This window comes from Mycobacterium parmense (genome assembly GCF_010730575.1).
GTDB classification, from domain to species: domain Bacteria; phylum Actinomycetota; class Actinomycetes; order Mycobacteriales; family Mycobacteriaceae; genus Mycobacterium; species Mycobacterium parmense.
Window position 1 is genome coordinate 4490235 of sequence record NZ_AP022614.1, and the last position, 17647, is coordinate 4507881.

The 17647-nt window shown below is 70.4% G+C and carries 19 protein-coding genes; 9 read left to right on the forward strand and 10 right to left on the reverse strand.

The annotated features are described in order from the left end of the window. Positions 1 to 24: 24 nt before the first annotated feature. Both G6N48_RS20725 and G6N48_RS20730 read left to right on the forward strand, forming a co-directional pair. Positions 25 to 306: a hypothetical protein gene (locus G6N48_RS20725; protein ID WP_163670885.1), complete on the forward strand. Its 282-nt coding sequence runs from the start codon at positions 25 to 27 to the stop codon at positions 304 to 306. Between the two features lie 102 nt (positions 307 to 408). Continuing rightward, the gene (locus G6N48_RS20730) at positions 409 to 1392 is read left to right on the forward strand and encodes a D-2-hydroxyacid dehydrogenase family protein (protein WP_085271461.1); all 984 of its coding nucleotides are present in this window, start codon (positions 409 to 411) and stop codon (positions 1390 to 1392) included. On the opposite strand, the gene G6N48_RS20735 is transcribed toward G6N48_RS20730, so the two are convergent. Genes G6N48_RS20735 through G6N48_RS20745 form a run of 3 tightly spaced genes read right to left on the reverse strand, consistent with a single transcriptional unit; the run spans position 1323 to position 3838 of the window. Next, the gene (locus tag G6N48_RS20735) at positions 1323 to 1961 is read right to left on the reverse strand and encodes a TetR/AcrR family transcriptional regulator (RefSeq protein WP_085271462.1); all 639 of its coding nucleotides are present in this window, start codon (positions 1959 to 1961) and stop codon (positions 1323 to 1325) included. The two genes, G6N48_RS20730 and G6N48_RS20735, sit on opposite strands and share 70 nt — an antisense overlap. Beyond that, complete coding sequence (locus G6N48_RS20740; RefSeq protein ID WP_085271463.1) at positions 1958 to 2740, reverse strand: SDR family NAD(P)-dependent oxidoreductase; 783 nt, start codon at positions 2738 to 2740, stop codon at positions 1958 to 1960. Before G6N48_RS20740 ends, G6N48_RS20735 begins: the two co-directional genes overlap by 4 nt. 18 nt (positions 2741 to 2758) lie before the next feature. After that, positions 2759 to 3838, reverse strand: a complete 1080-nt coding sequence (locus tag G6N48_RS20745) for an NAD(P)H-dependent amine dehydrogenase family protein (RefSeq protein ID WP_085271464.1) — start codon at positions 3836 to 3838, stop codon at positions 2759 to 2761. A gap of 96 nt (positions 3839 to 3934) precedes the next feature. Here G6N48_RS20745 and G6N48_RS20750 point away from each other — a divergent pair, with 96 nt between their 5' ends. The 5 genes from G6N48_RS20750 (at position 3935) to G6N48_RS20770 (ending at position 8470) form a co-directional block, all read left to right on the forward strand. Next, a complete protein-coding gene (locus tag G6N48_RS20750; RefSeq protein ID WP_085271465.1) occupies positions 3935 to 4792 on the forward strand; it encodes an SDR family NAD(P)-dependent oxidoreductase in 858 nt (285 codons plus the stop codon). Positions 4793 to 4809: 17 nt separating this feature from the next. Further along, positions 4810 to 5196, forward strand: a complete 387-nt coding sequence (locus G6N48_RS20755; RefSeq protein WP_085271466.1) for a DUF1330 domain-containing protein — start codon at positions 4810 to 4812, stop codon at positions 5194 to 5196. Positions 5197 to 5276: 80 nt separating this feature from the next. Further along, a complete protein-coding gene (locus tag G6N48_RS20760) occupies positions 5277 to 6635 on the forward strand; it encodes a WS/DGAT/MGAT family O-acyltransferase (protein ID WP_163670887.1) in 1359 nt (452 codons plus the stop codon). 6 nt (positions 6636 to 6641) lie between these two features. Further along, positions 6642 to 7139, forward strand: coding sequence for an NUDIX domain-containing protein (locus G6N48_RS20765; RefSeq protein ID WP_179969896.1), 498 nt, complete (start codon positions 6642 to 6644; stop codon positions 7137 to 7139). A gap of 71 nt (positions 7140 to 7210) precedes the next feature. Beyond that, complete coding sequence (locus G6N48_RS20770; RefSeq protein ID WP_085271469.1) at positions 7211 to 8470, forward strand: cytochrome P450; 1260 nt, start codon at positions 7211 to 7213, stop codon at positions 8468 to 8470. 77 nt (positions 8471 to 8547) lie between these two features. On the opposite strand, the gene G6N48_RS20775 is transcribed toward G6N48_RS20770, so the two are convergent. After that, entirely contained in the window at positions 8548 to 9612 is a 1065-nt protein-coding gene (locus G6N48_RS20775) for an ATP-dependent DNA ligase (protein WP_085271470.1), read from the reverse strand. A 26-nt stretch (positions 9613 to 9638) separates the two neighbouring features. Between G6N48_RS20775 and ligD the strand changes: the two genes are divergently transcribed. After that, positions 9639 to 10685, forward strand: coding sequence for a non-homologous end-joining DNA ligase (gene ligD / locus G6N48_RS20780; RefSeq protein ID WP_085271471.1), 1047 nt, complete (start codon positions 9639 to 9641; stop codon positions 10683 to 10685). A 10-nt stretch (positions 10686 to 10695) separates the two neighbouring features. Here the strand turns inward: ligD and G6N48_RS27865 are convergent, their stop codons facing one another. Then, on the reverse strand, positions 10696 to 11442 hold the full coding sequence (locus G6N48_RS27865) for a hypothetical protein (protein ID WP_179969830.1): 747 nt from the start codon (positions 11440 to 11442) through the stop codon (positions 10696 to 10698). Between the two features lie 185 nt (positions 11443 to 11627). On the opposite strand from G6N48_RS27865, the gene G6N48_RS20790 reads away from it, so the two are divergent. Next, the gene (locus tag G6N48_RS20790) at positions 11628 to 13661 is read left to right on the forward strand and encodes a glycoside hydrolase family 172 protein (protein ID WP_085270302.1); all 2034 of its coding nucleotides are present in this window, start codon (positions 11628 to 11630) and stop codon (positions 13659 to 13661) included. Here the strand turns inward: G6N48_RS20790 and G6N48_RS20795 are convergent. The 5 genes from G6N48_RS20795 to G6N48_RS20815 form a co-directional block, all read right to left on the reverse strand. After that, complete coding sequence (locus G6N48_RS20795) at positions 13658 to 13882, reverse strand: hypothetical protein (RefSeq protein WP_139825868.1); 225 nt, start codon at positions 13880 to 13882, stop codon at positions 13658 to 13660. The two genes, G6N48_RS20790 and G6N48_RS20795, sit on opposite strands and share 4 nt — an antisense overlap. Before the next feature lie 63 nt (positions 13883 to 13945). Then, a complete protein-coding gene (locus tag G6N48_RS20800; protein WP_085270303.1) occupies positions 13946 to 14761 on the reverse strand; it encodes a rhomboid-like protein in 816 nt (271 codons plus the stop codon). Next, positions 14758 to 16089: a diaminopimelate decarboxylase family protein gene (locus tag G6N48_RS20805; protein ID WP_085270304.1), complete on the reverse strand. Its 1332-nt coding sequence runs from the start codon at positions 16087 to 16089 to the stop codon at positions 14758 to 14760. Before G6N48_RS20805 ends, G6N48_RS20800 begins: the two co-directional genes overlap by 4 nt. 115 nt (positions 16090 to 16204) lie before the next feature. Then, positions 16205 to 16969: an SDR family NAD(P)-dependent oxidoreductase gene (locus G6N48_RS20810; RefSeq protein ID WP_085270305.1), complete on the reverse strand. Its 765-nt coding sequence runs from the start codon at positions 16967 to 16969 to the stop codon at positions 16205 to 16207. Positions 16970 to 16979: 10 nt separating this feature from the next. Further along, entirely contained in the window at positions 16980 to 17561 is a 582-nt protein-coding gene (locus tag G6N48_RS20815) for a PaaI family thioesterase (RefSeq protein WP_085270306.1), read from the reverse strand. Positions 17562 to 17647 lie beyond the last annotated feature (86 nt).

The following is a 17647-nucleotide window of genomic DNA, read 5'->3' on the forward strand; positions in this document are numbered from 1 at the left end:
ATTCACGACCAAGATGGGGGATCGATGAAATCTCAAGTCAAGAGCGCCGTCGCGCTGATCGGCGGTGCCGCAGCGATCGGCCTGGCGATCGCGTCCGGCAATGGTTGCGCCGCGGTCACGCTCGCGGACAACACACCCGCAGCGCCACCGATGACGTCGTCGAACCCGGCGCCACCGCCGCCGCCGGCCCCGGCGCGGGTGCCGTCCGGCGGCGGGTACTCCGACTGGGGAACTTCCGGTGCGGCCGGCGGCGGGGCCGGCGGCGGCGGGGGCGCCGGCGGGGGTGCCGGCGGGGGCGGCGGCTGAGCCGCCGTCTGGTTGTCGGGCGCCGCGGCGTTGCGGGGGCGAACGTGCACGGCGTGACGCGCTTCGCCCCCCTTCGCGCCGGGGCATGCCACCATGAGGGTGATGGCTGACCGCAGGCCCAGGGTGGCGATACTCGACGACTACGCCGGCGTGGCCCTCACCGTTGCCGACTGGTCACCGGTGCAGTGCAGGGCGCGGGTCACGGTGTTCGACCGCCATCTGGGCGAAGAGGAGGCGGCCGAGGCGTTGCGCCCCTTCGACGTGCTGTGCACCCTACGCGAACGCATGGCGCTGCCGCGCACGCTCATCGAGCGGCTGCCGAACCTCAAGCTGATCACCATTGTCGGGGCAAGCCTGCCGAACCTGGACATGGCGGCAGCCGCCGAGCACGGCGTCCTCGTGGCGCACTCGGACTTCACCCATCCGCGATTCCGCGCCGCGCGCGACGCGACGCCCGAACTCGCCTGGGGCCTGCTGATCGCGACCGTGCGCAACCTGGCCGAAGAGCATCGCCGGATGCGTGACGGCGGGTGGCAGAAGACCGCGGGGATGACGCTGTCCGGCAAGACCCTCGGCCTGCTCGGACTGGGCCGGGTCGGCAGGCGCATGGCGCAGTACGCGAAAGCGTTTGGCATGGAGGTCATTGCGTGGAGCCAGAACCTCACCGAGGACGGAGCCGCGGCCGCCGGCGCTCGGCGGGTCGATAAGGCGGCGCTGTTCGGGGAATCCGACGTGGTCTCCGTCCACGTGGTGCTGTCCGAGCGCACCCGGGGACTGGTCGGCGAATCCGAGCTGGCGCTGATGCGGCGGCACGCCTACCTGATCAACACGTCGCGGGGGCCCATCCTCGACGAGGCCGCCCTGATCGCGGCGCTCGATGCCGGGCGAATCGCCGGCGCCGGGCTCGACGTCTACGACAGCGAACCGCTGCCGTCGGATCATGCCCTGCGCAGGCTGGCGAATGTGACGCTGTCACCCCATTTGGGCTACGTGACGCGAGAGATGCTGGGCGCCTTCTATTCCGACTCCGTCGAGGCGGTGGTGGCCTGGCTGGACGGGGCGCCGGTGCGGGTCACGCGCCAATAGGGACTCTTGACCGCCTCGAGCGCATCGGTGACATAACGGTCCAGCGGCCGCGGCGCCATGGCCTGGCGCACCCATTGCTGGAAGGCGAAGTCGGCTGCGGCGAAAGCGAGTTGCACGAGCAGCCCGGGCCGGATGTCGGCGTCGGCGCCGATGCCCATGCGTTCGCCGATGAGCTTCATCGCGCGCTCCCTGTCGGCCGGTGTGTGGATCGTGACCTTGTCGAGCAGGCCGGGTGCGGCCAGCAGGGCCTCCCGCCACCGCTGGCAGTCGGCCTCGTCGAAGGAGCGGGTCCGGGTGATGATGGCGTTGGTCAGCGCTACGTCGGGCGGTTCGCCGGCCGGCCGGCGTTCGAGCAGGTTCACGATCGCGGCGCCGCCGTGCCTGACGGGCGCCAGCAGCAGTTCCTCCTTGGCCGGCACGTACCGGAACAGGGTGCGAGGCGAAACCCCTGCGGCGCCGGCGATTTCCTCGGTCGTGACCGCGTCGTACCCGCGCTCGGTGAACAGGCGGAACGCGGCCCGGCTGATGTCGGCCCGGATCTGTGCGCGCTGCCGGTCGCGCAGGTTCATCGAAAGCAGCCGATCCCGCCGTCGACGTGAATGGTCTGCCCGGTGATGAACGTCGCGTCGGTGCCGAGCAGGAAGGCCACCAGCGCGCCGACGTCGGTGCGGACGTCGCCGATGCGCTTCATGGGAATGCGCCGGAGGGCCTTCGCGTAATCGTTGGGCGCGAACGACTTCCACAGTTTGACACCGTCGGACTCGGCGAACGGGCAGACGACGTTGACGCGGATGTTGTCGCGCCCCCATTCCAGGGCGGCGACCTTGGACAGCCCGCGGATGCCCTCCTTGGCCGCCGCGTAACCGCCCCACCTGGGCTCGCCGCCGGTGCCCGTCCCCGAACCGAGGTTGACGATCGATCCGCCGCCCGCCTCGACCATCAACGGGTGCACCGCCTGCATGAGCAGGAAGGTCGCCCGCGGGCCGACGTCGTAGCCGAGCGCCAGGTCCTCGACGGTGATGTCGACGAACGCCTTCGGTTCGTTGGTGGCGATGGCGTTGTTGACCAGGCCGTGCACCGCGCCGAACGCATCGGCCGCGGCCGACGCGATCCGCCCGGCGCTGTCGGGGTCGCGCAGGTCGGCCACCAGCATCTCGGCGTGGCCCAGGGCCGCGAGCTCGGCGGTGGTGGCGGCCAGCTTGTCGCCCTGGATGTCGACCAGCAGCACGCGGGCACCGCGTTCCAGCAGTGCGGCGGCGACACCCTTGCCCACCCCCTGCGCGGCACCGGTGACGATCGCGGCGTGGCCGCGCATCGAGGAGGCGTGGGTGTACCCGGGTGTGGTCATGTCGGTCACCGCAGCGCGTTATGCCGTCGCGACGCCGGGGGCGGGGCGTCCCGCAAACAGCGGCAGGTCCAGATAGGTCTTGATGCCCGGCGCGGCGGCGCAGACGTCGGGGATGGCGTTGACGCAGTGGTTGGCGGTGGCCACCACGCCCGGATTCTTCACCAGCCCTTCGGCGATGGTTTCCGGTTGCAGCCCCTTGAAGGTGAGGCTCACGGTGGGGTCGCCGGTGATCTCGACCTCGAAGCGCTCCCCGAGCCCACCGAAATTCCAGGCCGGTTCCAGGTTCTCCTCGCCCATCAGCCAGTTCACCGCGGCCGTGATCACCGGCTCGCCGTCGACCAGGGCCTGCCAACGAAACCTGCGGGCGGCCACCGCTCCAGCCGTGATCGGGAACGGTTCGTAGTCGATGTCGGCGGTCGCGACGGCGACGTCCTGGATGGTCCTGATGTTCGGTTCGATGCGAAAACCCATGCGGTCGGCGATCATTCGCACCGACTGCTTGAATCCCGCCTCAAGCAGTCCGGCCATCGGCCCTTGCGTTGCCTCCTCGGGGGTGCCGCCGAAGCCCATGATGTGGCGCACCACGTCCGGCGCGTTGTAGGTGCGGATGTCCGAGAACTCTTCGGCGCGAACGTGAGTGACCGCCGAGGAGAGCGAGGACAGCATGAGGGGGAACCGCTCGGTGATGCCACCGGGGTGGATCCCCGAACCGTGCAGCGTCACACCGCCTTCGATCGCGGCGTCGGCGACGGCCCGGTGGCGCTTGTTGTCCGGGTCCGGATACACCCATCCGACGGGGGTGACCACGTTCTTGCCCGACCGCAGGATCGCCACGACCTCGTCGTCGTTGGGGATCAGCGGGCTGTACATCACGCAGTCGGCGTCGAGGGCCAGCACCTCGTCGATGCTGTTGGTGGCCCGCACCCCTAGCGCGCCGATGCCGAGGATGTCGCCGACGTCGCGGCCGTCCTTGTCCGGGGAGTGCACCCAGCAGCCGGCCAGTTCGAGGCCGGGATGGTTCAGCACGCACTCGATGGCGGCCTTGCCGACGCCGCCGGTCGCCCATTGGACCACACGGAGCTTGGACGGGTTGCTCATCGATGACCTCCCGTGGCTTTACACGCCGGCGACTGGACTGGCACAGTATGACCGGTTGACAGTGGCTGTCAATCGGCTGGTGCGGAGGGTTCGGTGATGAGCGTCCTCGACGGCAAGATCGCGATCGTCACCGGCACCAGCCGTGGCGTGGGGGTCGGCATCGCCCACGAACTGCTCCGCGCCGGTGCCACGGTGATCGGCTGCTCGCGCTCGCCGCTGGACACCATCCCCGGCGTGGAGCCGCAGTGGGCGGACCGCGCTTTCCAGCAGGTGTGCGACCAGGGCGACTGCCGCTCGATCGACTCCTTCGTCACCGACGTGGTCGGCGCCCACGGCCGGGTCGACATCCTGGTCAACAACGCCGGGGGCACTGTTCCGGCGCCGCACGTAGAGGCCATTCCCGAACTGGTGCAACGCATTCAGGGCGCGCCGGCCAGCGCCGACGAGTTCGAGCGCACGGCGCTGTTTCACGCCTTCGCGGTGCAGATGAACCTCATCAGCCCGCTGTGGTTCGCCATCCGCGTGTACCGGCAGATGCGCACCCAGGACGGCACGGGCTGTGTCATCAACATCTCCAGCGGCGCCGGACACCCGGCGGGATCCCCGACGCTGGTCTCCTACGGCGCGGCCAAGAGCGGCCTCAACCACCTGACCCGCTCCCTGGCCGAGGAGTGGGGACCCGTGGTGCGGGTCAACTGCGTCGCGCTGGGCCCGACGATGACCGAGAACTTCCGGTCGTTCGTGCTGCCCAAGGACGACCCAACGGGCGCAGAATATTTCGCCGCGGTCCCCATGCGGCGGGCCGGCGAGCCGGCCGAGGTCGGCAGGATCTGCGTGTTCCTCGCGAGCGGACAGGCCGACTTCGTCAACGGCACCACCATCGAATGCGACGGCGGCATGCTGCCGGGCGTGCTGTACGACGCGGGCCTCAAGACCATCACCGACCTGCTTTGACAGACAAGGAGATTCGCATGAGCAGCTCGCTGGAACCCACCCCGGATCAGTTCGCGGCGTTGATGGCGCGACCGGCGGACGCGCCGGTGGTGATGGTGAACCTGCTGAAGTTCGCCGGACCGGACGGGCGCCGGTCCTACCAGCAGTACGCGCTGGAGGTCGCCCCCCACATCGAGCGCGTCGGCGCCACCGTGCGGTACGCGGGCACCGCACCGGCCTACGTCATCGGAGACGGCGAGAAACCCTGGTGGGACGCGATTCTCATCGTCGAGTACCCGACGCCGCAGGCCTTCGCCGACATGGTCACCACCGACGAATACGCAAAGGTTCACCAGCACCGCGCGGCCGCGCTGGAACGCGGTGACCTGATCGCGACCTCGGTGTGGTCGGTGGCCGCCGACTGACGCGCCCGGCCGGCCGGCCGCTCCGGCAACCAGCCCGCAGAAGCCTTCGCTTTATGTCCGGCAGGGCGTCTAATGAGTGGATGGAACTGATGATGCCCACCGACTCGGTCTTCTTGCTGGGCGAATCGCGCGAGCACCCCATGCATGTCGGTGGTCTGCAGTTGTTCGAGCCGCCACCGGACGCCGGCAGCGACTTCGTCCGCGAGTTCTACGACGGCCTGGTCGCCCAGCGCGAGTTCCAGCCCACCTTCCGCAAGCGCCCGGCGACGTTCTGGGGCGGTATCGCGAACCTGGCCTGGGCTTACGACAAAGACGTCGACATCGACTATCACGTCCGCCGTTCGGCGTTGCCGTCGCCGGGACGCGTCCGTGAACTGCTCGAGCTCACTTCGCGATGGCACAGCAGCCTGCTCGACCGGCACCGGCCACTGTGGGAGACGCACGTCATCGAGGGACTCAAGGACGGCCGGTTCGCCGTTTACACCAAGGTCCACCACGCACTGCTCGACGGAGTCTCCGCGCAGAAGCTCATGCAGCGCGCCTTGTCGAGCGACCCCGACGACCGCGAGATCCGCGCGCCCTGGACCATGCCGAAGCGCAAGCGCAAGGGCCGCCCCCCGTCGTCCGCGTTGAGTTCCGTCCTGCACACGGCGGGATCCCTTGCGGCACTGGCACCGTCGACGGTGTCACTGGCTCGCGCGGCCCTGTTCGAGCAGCAGCTGACCATGCCCTTCGGGGCGCCGCGCACCATGCTCAACGTCAAGATCGGCGGCGCCCGCCGGTGTGCCGCGCAGTCGTGGTCGGTGGACCGGATCAAGGCGGTCAAGAGGGCCGCGGGTGTGACCCTCAACGACGTCGTCCTGGCGATGTGTTCGGGTGCGCTGCGCTATTACCTGCTCGAGCGAAACGCGCTGCCGGACACGTCCCTGCACGCCATGGTTCCGGTGAACCTGCGCACCGAGGCCGAAGCCGACGCCGGCGGCAACCTCGTCGGCGCCATCCTGTGCAACCTCGCCACCGACGTCGAAGACCCGGCGAAGCGTCTCGAAGTCGTAGCCGAGTCGATGCGCAACAACAAGGACGTGTTCTCGCAGCTGCCGAGGATGCAGGCGCTGGCGCTGTCCGCGGTCAACATGGCAGCGCTGGCCCTGGCGGCGTTCCCGGGGTGGGTGGCCTCCACGCCGCCGCCGTTCAACCTCGTCATCTCGAACGTGCCCGGACCCACCGAGCAGCTGTACTACGGGGGCGCCCGGCTCGACGGCAACTACCCGTTCTCCATCGTGCTCGACGGCCAGGCGCTGAACATCACGCTGGCGGGCAACGCGGACAACCTCGACTTCGGTCTGGTCGGGTGCCGGCGCAGCGTGCCGCACCTGCAGCGGCTGCTGGCGCACCTGGAGTCGTCGCTGAAGGACCTGGAACTGGCCATCGGAGTCTGAGGCGCCTTGACAACGCAGGGGCCCAAACGCAGTGCCGGCGTGCTGTTGTACCGGATCCGTGACGCCGCCGTCGAGGTGCTGATCGCCCATCCCGGCGGCCCCTTCTGGGCCCGCAAAGACGAAGGCGCATGGTCGATCCCGAAGGGCGAGTACCGCGACGGTGAGGATCCCTGGGCGGCCGCGCGGCGCGAATTCCGCGAGGAGCTGAGCCTTTCGGTGCCGGCGGGGCCGCGCCTGGACCTCGGTGCGCTCAAGCAACCCGGGGGGAAGGTGGTGACCGCCTTCGCGGTCGGCAGCGACCTCGACGTCACCGACGCGCGCAGCAACACCTTTCTCATGGAATGGCCGAAGGGTTCGGGCACCATGCGGGAGATCCCCGAGGTCGACCGGGTCGCCTGGTTTAGCGTGGCGGAGGCGCGCACCAGGCTGCTGAAGGGTCAGCGCGAATTTCTCGATCGATTGATGACCCGTCCGGAGTTGGCGGGCTTATCCGAAGGGACCTGACATGCAGACCATCCGTACCCCTGACGAGTTCCTGCGGCGCTGAGCATCCGCGGCGCGGGCACAATGTGGGCATGACGACCACGCCCACCCGGCGCGCCGACTCTCAGGGCCTGCTGCTCGAGCTGCTGGACCCGGCCAACCGCGCCGACCCGTACCGGCTGTACACCCGGTTCCGTGACCTCGGGCCGCTGCAGATGCCCGGGGCGGGCCTGACCGTCTTCTCCAGCTTCCGGCACTGCGACGAGGTGCTGCGGCATCCGTCGTCGGGCAGTGACCGCACCAAATCCACGCTGTGGCAACGGCAGAGCCAGGTCTACGTCCAGGCCCTGCAAGCCGCCGGTGCGAAGGTGCCGCAGCCCTCGCCGCCGGGATTCTTATTCCTCGATCCGCCGGATCACACGCGCATGCGCGCACTGGTCAGCAAGGCGTTCGCGCCGAAGGTGGTCAACGCGCTGCGATCGGACGTCGGCGCCCTGGTGGACGGGCTGCTCGACCGGATCGTGGAGAAGGGCGAGTTCGACGTCGTCGAGGACTTCGCCTACCCGCTGCCGGTGGCCGTGATATGCCGCCTGCTCGGCGTGCCGCTGGAGGACGAGCCGCAGTTCAGCCACGCCTCGGCGCTGCTCGCGCAGTCCCTGGATCCGTTCGTCGCGTTCACCGGGGCGCCGTCGGACGGCATGAAGGACCGGATGCAGGCCGCCATGGGGTTGCGGGAATACCTGCACGCGTTGATCGAGCGGCGCCGCCGCCGGCCCGGCGACGACCTGCTGTCGGCGCTGATCGCGGTGGAGGAGTCCGGTGATCAGCTGACCGAGGTCGAGATCGTGTCGACGTGTGTGCTGCTGCTGGTCGCCGGCCACGAGACGACGGTGAATCTGATCGGCAACGCGATCCTGGCGATGTTGCGCCGGCCCGCGCAGTGGGCGGCGCTGGCTGCCGACGCCGCCCGCGCCCCGGCCGTCATCGAGGAGATCCTGCGTTTCGACGCGCCCGTGCAGATGGTCGGCCGAATCGCCCTCGCCGACATGGAGATCGGCGGCGTGGAGGTGACCGCGGGCGACGTGATGATGCTGCTGCTGGCCGCCGCCCACCGCGACTCCGCCGAGTTCGACCGGCCCGACGAGTTCGACCCGGACCGGGAAACGTTTCGCCACTTGGGTTTTGGTCGGGGCATGCATTACTGCATCGGGGCTCCGCTGGCGCGCCTGGAAGCCGGCCTGGCCCTGTCGGCGCTCGCGGCACGCTTCCCCGGCGCCCGGCTGGGCTGCGAGCCGCGGTATAAGGCCAACGTCACGCTGCGCGGACTTTCGGCCCTGACGGTCGCGGTGTAGCCCCCCGTTCCCGCGAGCGCGCGTGTCTGTACCGCGACACGCCGATGCTTGCGTACGTTTGCGGACGCTCGCCGGGCTCAGCAGAGGCCGGGCACGATGTCGCCGAGGCTGAAAGTGATCGGCTGCTCGAGCTGTTCGTAGGTGCACGAACGCGGGTCGCGGTCCGGGCGCCACCGATTGAACTGAGCGGTATGGCGGAACCGACGGCCCTCCATGTGGTCGTAGCGGACCTCGACGACGCGCTCGGGCCGCAGCGGTACGAAGGAGAGGTCCTTTCCGGCGTTCCAGCGGGAGAACTCGTTCTTGCGCGGGGTGCGTTCGCCGGCCTCGTGGGCGGCCCAGTTCCACGGGTGGCCCTCGAAGTCGGTGACCAGCGGCGCCAGCTCGGTGAACAGCCGCCGCCGCTGCGCCATCGGGAAGGCGCCGATGACGCCGACCGACGCCAGCTGTCCCTCGTCGGTGTAGAGGCCAAGCAGCAGCGAGCCGATCGAGTCGCCGCCGGACTTGTGCACGCGATAGCCGGCGACCACGCAGTCGGCGGTCCGCTCGTGCTTGATCTTGAACATCACGCGCTTGTCCGGTTGGTAGGTGACGGTCAGCGGCTTGGCGATGACGCCGTCGAGCCCGGCGCCCTCGAATTCGTCGAACCAGCGCCGTGCGGTCTGCGGGTCGGTGGTGGCGGGCGTGACATGGATCGAGGGACCCGAGCCCGCGAGCGCGTCGACGAGCGCGGCGCGCCGCTCGGTGAACGGCCGCCGCGTGTAGTCGTCGGATCCGAGCGCCAGCAGGTCGAAAGCGATGAACGACGCCGGCGTCTTCTCGGCGAGCATGCGCACCCGCGAGGCGGCCGGGTGGATGCGTTGTTGCAATGCCTCGAAGTCCAGGCCGTGCTCGGTTGCGATGACGATCTCCCCGTCGATCACGCAGCGCGGCGGTAACTCCGCCGCGACCGCCGCGACCAGCTCGGGGAAGTAGCGCGTCATCGGCCGCTCGTTGCGGCTGCCCAGCTCGACCTGATCGCCGTCGCGAAAACAGATGGAGCGAAACCCGTCCCACTTCGGTTCGTACGACGCGTCGGGCGGGATCGATCGCACCGACTTCGCCAGCATCGGCGACACCGGCGGCATCACGGGTAGGTCCATAGCCTGATTGTGCTGGAATCTCTCGTATGGCTGCTGCAGAAGAGCTGGACGTCGACGGCGTTGCGGTGCGCCTCACCAATCCGGACAAGGTGTATTTCCCCAAGCTGGGTGCCAAGGGCAGCAAGCGGCGGCTCGTCGAGTACTACCGCACCGTGGCCGTTGCAGCCGCAAGCCCGATGCTGGCGACACTGCTCAACCGGCCCACGCACCTGCAGCGCTTCCCCGACGGCATCGACGGCGAGGAGATCTATCAGAAGCGCGTTCCGCAGCACCATCCCGACTACCTGGAGACCTGTCGGGTGACCTTCCCGTCGGGACGCACCGCCGACGCGCTGAAGGTGACCCACCCCGCGGCGATCGTCTGGGCGGCGCAGATGGGCACCGTCACGCTGCACCCGTGGCAGGTCCGGTGCCCGGACACCGACCACCCCGACGAGCTGCGCATCGACCTGGATCCGCAACCCGGGGTGGCCTTCACCGAGGCGCGTGCGGTGGCCGTCGACGTGCTGGCGCCGCTGCTCGACGAACTCGGCCTGGTGGGCTATCCGAAGACGTCCGGGGGCCGCGGGATTCACGTGTTCCTGCGGATCGCCACCGACTGGGATTTCGTGGTGGTGCGCCGGGCGGGCATCGCCCTGGCCCGCGAGATCGAGCGCCGCGCGCCCGACGCGGTCACCACGTCGTGGTGGAAGGAGGAGCGCGGCGCTCGAATCTTCATCGACTTCAACCAGAACGCGCGCGACCGCACCATGGCCTCGGCGTATTCGGTGCGGGCCACCCCGATCGCGACGGTGTCGATGCCGCTGACGTGGGACGAGCTGGCCGGCGCCGAGCCGGACGACTACACGATGGCCACCGTGCCCGAGCTGGTCGAGCGCCGCGACGACCCCTGGGCCGCAATGGACGACGTGGTTCAGTCCATCGCGCCGCTGCTGGAGATGGTCGAGGCCGACGAGGAGCGGGGCCTGCGCGACATGCCCTACCCGCCGAACTACCCGAAGATGCCGGGCGAGCCGAAACGGGTTCAGCCGAGCCGGGATACGGACTTGAAAGGCAGGGACAACCCGAAGTGACCGCGCGAGCCTAGTTGTCCGAGCCCGGCGGTGCCGGCGCACCCGGAGGCCCTGGAGGCGGGGGCGGAGCCCCCGGGGGCGGGGGCGGCGGTGCAGGTGCGGCGGGCGGGGGCGGTGCCGCGGGAGGCGCGGGGGCGGGTGGCGGTGCGGCCGCTGCCGGGGCTGCCGCGGCCGGTGCCGGAGCCACCACCGCAGGCGCCGGAGCGGGAGCGACGGCGGGTGCGGGAGCCACCACCGCGACCGCGACCGGCGGCGGGGCCACGACGGCCGGCGGCGGAGCCACCACCGCGGGAAGCGGGGTGATCAGCGCGGGGTCCGGGGTTGCCACCACTGGGTCGGGAGTCACCACGACCGCGGGATCGGGGGTTGCCACGACGGGCGCCGGGGTCGCCACGACGGGCGCCGGGGTCGCCACGACGGGCGCCGGGGTGACCACGATGGGCGCCGGGGTGACCACGACGGGCGCCGGGGTGACCACCGGTGCGGGGGTGATCACCGCCGGGACCGGGGTAGCCACGATGGGCGCCGGGGTCACCATCACGGGTACCGGAGTTGGCGCCACCGGCATCGGGGTGACGACCACCGGCACCGGTGCCACCGTCGGGACGAAGGGGCAGTCCGGGGCGGGGGCGTGGGCGGTGGCATCGGCCACGGCGGCGGGCGCCGCAGCGTCCAGGAGGAAACCGGCAGTCAGCGCGGAGCCGGCGGCCAGTCCCAGGCCCGCCGCGATACCGCGACGACGTGACTTGTCGGTCATGCTCGAATCCTCCGGATTTCTGATGAGACCGCGGCTGTAATGCCTACGCGGAGCATACCGAGGATGAGCCCCAATTAGAACTGTGTGTACTAAAAGTTTTGCATTTATTTCGTCTGCCCGACTTTTGGTCTGCCCGGGCGCCGCAGTGGCGAGATGCGCGGCGGAAAAAAGTAGCCTTTGTTCCTATGCCGGTGGCCGTTCGGGCGTGGACCGCGATCCTCGTGCTGCTGAGCGCGGTCGCCGGCGTTCCGGTCGCGGGCGCCACGCCGGCCGGGCCGCAGCCGGCCGGCGGCACCGAAACGCTGGTCGGCTGGGACAGCTTCCGCCGGCTGGACCGCTTGCCGTACCTGAGCCCGGAGACCGAGGCGCTGCAGATATCCAGCTTCGACCGCAGCGGGGGCAACTTCGACTTCTCCACCGGTAACAAGAACGGCAGCGGCGGCTGCCTGACCTCCGGCGGCGCGGGCTGCGTCGTCGCCGAGGATCACGGCGCCGGTGAGGTGGACTCCATCTGGTTCACCCGCGACGGCGGCGACGTGACCCGGATGGGCAACATCCGCGTCGAGCTGGACGGGCAGCCCGTGGTCGACACGCCACTGCAATCGCTGGTGAACGGCGCGCTCGGGGCGCCGTTCGTGTGGCCCCTCGTCGCCGATGCCACCCAGTCGCCCGGCGGCGTCTACGTCAAAGTGCCTATGCCATACCGACATTCGATGCGCATCAGCATCGCGTCGCATCTCGAGTATTACCACGTGGCCTACCGCCGCTTTCCGACCGCGGACGGCGTCGCCACGTTCACGCCGTCCGACCCCGCGCTCGACGTGCTCGCGACGTTGCGGGCGGCGGGGACCGCCGACCCCAAGCCGGCCAACCAGGCCGGCGTGCACGACAGTCGAATCGTCGATGTGCCCGCCGGCGCCGCGCAGACCATCGCCGAATCGACGGGCTCGGGCACCCTGTCGACGCTGTGGCTGCGCATACCTGAACCGACCGATCGGTTGCTGGCCGGCCTGCGCCTGGAGATCGAGTTCGACGGCAGAAACCTGGTGGACTCTCCCCTCGGAGAGTTCTTCGGCGCCGGGCTGGGCTCCAACAGCGTGCGCTCGCTGATGTTCGCCGCGATCCCGCAGCCCGGGGGATCGTTGGCGCTGGCGGCGTGGTGGCCCATGCCGTTCGCCCGCAGCGCCCGCGTTCTGCTGGTCAATACCACCGACATTGCCGTCGCGGGGATCGCCAGCGACGTCGCCACCACGCCGGACCCGCAGTGGGCGCCGGCGCTGGCCAGTGGCCGGGCGGGCTACTTCACCGCGCGTTCCCACGCCGGTCCGACGGCTTTCGGGCGGGACTGGTCGTTCGCCGACGAGTCCGGCCACGGCAAGTTCGTGGGCGTCAGCCACACCATCCGCGGTGCCCGGACCAAGACGTCGTTCAGCGACGACGCCCCCTTCTTCCTCGAGGGAGCCGAACGTGTCTACACGGACGGCTCCGCGTCTCCGCAGTGGTACGGCACCGGCACGGAGGACTTCTACGAAGGGGGCTGGTATTTCAAGAACGGCACCCGCTTTTCCAACCCGCTCAACGGCCAACCCGATCAGCGCACGGCGGCCGGAGGGTGCGCGGACTACTGCGTCGCGGTCTACCGGCTCATGCTCGCCGACGCCGTCGACTACCACTGCGCGCTCCGGTTCGGCATCGAGCACGGCAAACGCAACCTGGTCCAGGCCGACTACAGCTCCACCGCCTTCCTCTACACACAGCCGGACGACACCATCACCACGGTCGACGAACTCGATCCGACCGATCCCGGCAGCCGGGCTCTGCACGCATACACCGACTCCGACGCCACCGAGGAACTGCTGGCCAGTTCATACGAAGGCACCGACGACCTCCTGCCGGTGATCGGGATGGTCCGCAGCACCCTGGCGCCGGTCACGTTCCGCGTCCACATCGGCCCCGACAACCACGGCGTGCTGCTGCACCGCACGTCGGACCAGGCGACCGGCTATCAGTCGGCGGACGTGGCCGTCGACGGTACGGCCGCCGGGAACTGGCTGCAGCCGCGCAGCAACGACGCGCATCGTTGGCTGGGCGACACCTACCTCGTGCCGGCAGCCATGACCGCCGGCAAAGCCGAAATCGCGGTCACGCTCGCGCCGACCCCGGGCTCCCCGCCGTGGACCGCCGGCCGCTACCGTGCCGAAACGCTGGCCGCCGGCTAGGGGCCCGGGGGCGGCGGATCCGGCCGCAACAGGTCACACGGCACCCAGATGCGCTGAAAGGTCCAACACATCTGGTCGGCGGGCGGATCGTCGACGCCGACGTCGGGCCCGGGTGGCGGTGGTGGGGGGTCGGCGCGCGCCGCGGGCGGGCCGGGCGCAGCCCACACGGCCGCCGCGAGGGCCAGGGCGACCAGGGGGCGACGACGTGACGTGCGAATCACCGGCAACCTCCGACTGCGGCAGAGAGCATCCAGTCTCTCAGCCCGGGCACCGGGACGTGACCGTTATCCGCCCACCGGAGCGAGGATTCCCGCCGACCGCAGCGCCCGGCCGGTAAAAAAGGCGATCAGCATGCCCACGCCGCCCGCGATCGGGCCCGACGTCGACCACCCCGCCAGCACGAAGTAGCCGAACGCCGCGCCGGCGGTCAGCAAGGCCGCGTGCGCCGGCGTCCACGAAGCGATGGTGCGCAACCGAAACGACAGGCCGATGCCCAGCAGCAGCGCCAGCACATGGCCCACGGCGGTGAAGTCGCCGCCAAGGGTCGCCACCCCGGCGACGCCGACCCAGCCACCGACCCAGGCCGCCCGCCAGCGCGTGGGGATCGACGCGGTAAGGGCGCCCAGGACGCACACCGCGCCGTAGCTGATGCCCACGTCGGAGGCCCGCGCGATGGAGAACGGCAGCCATCCGGTTTCGACCGCGACGACCAGTCCCACCGCGACGATCAGCGTCGCGCCGATGTGCCCGACGGCGAACGCGAGCACCAAACCTCTACCGCGCCAGATGAGTTCGCCCAACGCCAGCAGGCACACCAGTCCCGGCAGCCAGTAGAAGATATGGTCGCCGCCGTCGACGAAGGCGCTGCCGACCAGGGTTCCCAGGTGCCCGTGCGCCAAGTTGTGCAGGTTGGTGCTCATCTGGCTGACCACGAGTTCGCGGGCGTGCGGCCCGAGCCTGGTCAGGGTGAGCGACACCGCGAGCAGCGCCACGGCGTAGACGGCCGTCACGCGCACCGACACAGCGTGCGACCAGGTTCGCGCGATGATTTCGGACCGGCGGTTGGCCTGCTCGGGGACAGGTTCGACGCTCAAAGTCATCGGCCACCGGATTCGCGGCCGGACCAGCCGCAGTCACGCCCCAGCAAGTCGGCGACGGTCTCGCGGCGCACCAGTTCGCGGGAACGGCCGCCGGCGACCGCGACCAGCGGGGGGCGGCCCACCAGGCTGCGGCTCGACGCGATCGAGTGGTGGTAGGCGCCGGTGCCGGCGACCGCCAGCAGATCGCCGGGCCGGACGTCGGCGGGCACCGGGACGTCGCGGGCGATCGCGCCGCCCGTCTCGCCGTTGCGGCCCACCACGGTGACGCGCGCGGTCGGGCAGGACCGGGGCCGATTCGCCAGTGCGACGGCGTGCTCGGCATCGTCGGCGGCCTGGTCGGTGCCGTCGACCGCGACGAAGATGCCCCCGCCGGGCTGGTGCTTGACGGCGATCACCCGGTACAGGGTGATCCCGGCGTGCGCGGCGATCCCGCGGCCGACCTCGAACACGACCCGCGGGCGGGGGAAGTCGTGCTCGGCACACGCAGTTGCGAGCGCGGTGTCGACGACGCCCCCGAGCGCGCGCAGCTGCGGCTCCGCGTCGCCGTAGGTCGACGAGAGTGCCCGTCCCCCGCCGAGGTTGAGCTGGGTGAGCACGACGTCGTGGCGGTCGCGGACCTCGGCCATGACGGCGACCAGTTGCCCGATCGCCGCACCGTAGGCGCCGGCGTCGGCGACCAGGGTCCCCAGCTGGCAGTGCAGCCCGACCGGGTCGAGCCACGGCTGGTCCAGGACTCGCTTGACGGCACCGGCCGCGTGGCCGCCCGTCAGCGCGAAGCCGAACGTCTGCGTGGGCGCGCCGGCCCCGTCGGTGTCGGGAATGGCCCTGATCAGCACCCGCTGGCGGCTGCGAACCCAACCGGCGAGCAGCGCGATCTCGCTGGGGGAGTCGACCACCACCCACCCCACCCCGGCGGCGACCGCGTCGTGCAGTTCACCGGCGGTCTTGGCGTTTCCGTGCAGCACGATCCGCGACGGCGGCACGTCGGCGGCCAGCGCGGTGGCCAGCTCGCCGGCCGAGCAGACGCTCACGCCGGCGCCCGCGTCGGCGGCCCACCCGGCCACCGCCACGCTCAGCAGTGCCTTGCCCGCGTAGATCAGATCGGCTTTCGGCAGCGCCGCGCGGTAGCAGCCGATGCGCGCCCGGAAATCGGTTTCGTCCACCAGATGGGCGGGCGTGCCGAACTCGGCGGCGATCTTCGTGGCGGCCACTCCGCCGACGCACAGCCGGCCGAGGTCGTCGACTTCGGCGCTCAGCGGCCAGGTGGAACGGTCGAGGTGCGCCCCGGACGCGTGCCGCGGCGCCGGGAGCACCTCGAAAACGGTCATGCTTCCACGGTGCGGGTCACGGCAAACTCAGGCCAGCTTCTTAACGAAGCCTTCACAACCGTGCGATCAATCTTCACGGATTTCTCGCGGCGCGACGGACGCGCCCGACGACCGGCTAGGTTTCGGCCCCCGCCGCGACAAACGGCACATCGTCGGGTGCGGCGCGCCGGGCGGCCAACAGCGCCCGCGCGGCGTCGCCGATAGGGATGCGCAGCGGCAGCTGAGGCTTCTCCACGGCGTCGACCACCTCGGCGGCGACCTGCGCGGGGGTGATGATCCCGTCGCGCGGCCCGCCGCCGGCCAGCAGCGCGGCGTAGGGGTCGCCGGGCAGGGTGTAGGTCGTCACGTCGTCGAGGGCACCGGAGCTGACCGCGGCCGGCTCGAGTAGCGCCGCCTGGACACCGAAGGGCGCCACCTCGATGGCCAGCGCTTCGATCAGGGCCTCCAGCGCCCATTTCGTCGACGAGTAGGCCGCGCTCGGTGGCGGCACCACGCGCCCGAGGACGCTGGACATGAAGACGAGCTTCCCCGTTCCGCGGGACCGCATCTGCGGCAGGAACGCCTGGGCCACCCGGATCGCCCCGACCGTGTTGAGGTTGAACAGTCGTTGCAATTCCGGCAGCGGAGTGGCCTCGACGGCCGCGTAGAAGATGCGCCCGGCGTTGGCGACGACGACGTCGACGTCGCCGGCTTCGGCAACCGCCGCGGCGACGCTCGCGTCGTCGGTCACGTCGAGCGCGAGCCGCCGGCCGACGTCCAGGTCCTCCAGGGTGTGCGGGTCACGGGCGGTGGCCACGACGCGGTGCCCGCGCCGGGCGAACTCGCCGGCGAGGGCGCGGCCGATGCCGCGGTTTGCACCGGTGATCAGGACGGTTGGCATGGCGGGCCTTTCAGGGATTGTTTCCGTTGCTGCCGGATGGTTTTGCGTGACCGGGCGTTTCGAAGATCAGCAGCGTGCTCGTCGCGGTGGCGACCAGCTTTCCGTTGGCGTCGACGGCCTTCGCTTCGGCGAAGCCGACCCGCGATCCGGCCTTGACGACGGTCCCGACGGCGGTCACCGGTCCGCTGGAGACGGTGACCGGGCTCAGGTAGTTGACCTTGATCTCGATGGAGGTGTAGGCGACACCCACCGGCAGCGTGGTGTGCAGCGCGCAGCCGGTCACCGTGTCGAGCAGGGTGCACATCACGCCGCCGTGCACCACCCCAAGCGGGTTGTACATGGATCCGTCCGGCGTGCAGGCGAACGCGATGCGCCCGTGGTCCACCTCGACGGCGCTCATCCGCATGAGCTCGCCGATGGGCGGTGGCGGCAGTTCTGCTGCCACGACCGCCTGCCAGTAGGCGAGACCCGACATCGACGCGACGCTGGCCTGCGTCGTCATCGGGTCGTGCCAGGTCAGTTCGCGCGACTGTCGCGCGCCCCAACCGGCTCCGACCGCGGTCTCGGTGTTGCCGCGAGCGTCCTGGGTCATCCGTCCATCCCTGGTAGAGGAAACTGATCGGTTTACCTGCTGGCGTCAGCCTAACCGCATCGTCGACGGATGTAAACCGATCGGTG

Bases quoted from the DNA above. Each gene is read 5' to 3' on its own strand.
- G6N48_RS20740 (WP_085271463.1), bottom strand. From the start codon at position 2,740: ATGACCACACCCGGGTACACCCACGCCTCCTCGATGCGCGGCCACGCC.
- G6N48_RS20815 (WP_085270306.1), bottom strand. From the start codon at position 17,561: ATGACCCAGGACGCTCGCGGCAACACCGAGACCGCGGTCGGAGCCGGT.
- G6N48_RS20730 (WP_085271461.1), top strand. From the start codon at position 409: ATGGCTGACCGCAGGCCCAGGGTGGCGATACTCGACGACTACGCCGGC.
- G6N48_RS20790 (WP_085270302.1), top strand. From the start codon at position 11,628: ATGCCGGTGGCCGTTCGGGCGTGGACCGCGATCCTCGTGCTGCTGAGC.
- G6N48_RS20725 (WP_163670885.1), top strand. From the start codon at position 25: ATGAAATCTCAAGTCAAGAGCGCCGTCGCGCTGATCGGCGGTGCCGCA.
- G6N48_RS20750 (WP_085271465.1), top strand. From the start codon at position 3,935: ATGAGCGTCCTCGACGGCAAGATCGCGATCGTCACCGGCACCAGCCGT.
- G6N48_RS20755 (WP_085271466.1), top strand. From the start codon at position 4,810: ATGAGCAGCTCGCTGGAACCCACCCCGGATCAGTTCGCGGCGTTGATG.
- G6N48_RS20770 (WP_085271469.1), top strand. From the start codon at position 7,211: ATGACGACCACGCCCACCCGGCGCGCCGACTCTCAGGGCCTGCTGCTC.
- G6N48_RS20800 (WP_085270303.1), bottom strand. From the start codon at position 14,761: ATGACTTTGAGCGTCGAACCTGTCCCCGAGCAGGCCAACCGCCGGTCC.
- G6N48_RS20805 (WP_085270304.1), bottom strand. From the start codon at position 16,089: ATGACCGTTTTCGAGGTGCTCCCGGCGCCGCGGCACGCGTCCGGGGCG.
- G6N48_RS20735 (WP_085271462.1), bottom strand. From the start codon at position 1,961: ATGAACCTGCGCGACCGGCAGCGCGCACAGATCCGGGCCGACATCAGC.
- G6N48_RS20745 (WP_085271464.1), bottom strand. From the start codon at position 3,838: ATGAGCAACCCGTCCAAGCTCCGTGTGGTCCAATGGGCGACCGGCGGC.
- G6N48_RS20760 (WP_163670887.1), top strand. From the start codon at position 5,277: ATGGAACTGATGATGCCCACCGACTCGGTCTTCTTGCTGGGCGAATCG.
- G6N48_RS20775 (WP_085271470.1), bottom strand. From the start codon at position 9,612: ATGGACCTACCCGTGATGCCGCCGGTGTCGCCGATGCTGGCGAAGTCG.
- ligD (WP_085271471.1), top strand. From the start codon at position 9,639: ATGGCTGCTGCAGAAGAGCTGGACGTCGACGGCGTTGCGGTGCGCCTC.
- G6N48_RS20810 (WP_085270305.1), bottom strand. From the start codon at position 16,969: ATGCCAACCGTCCTGATCACCGGTGCAAACCGCGGCATCGGCCGCGCC.
- G6N48_RS27865 (WP_179969830.1), bottom strand. From the start codon at position 11,442: ATGACCGACAAGTCACGTCGTCGCGGTATCGCGGCGGGCCTGGGACTG.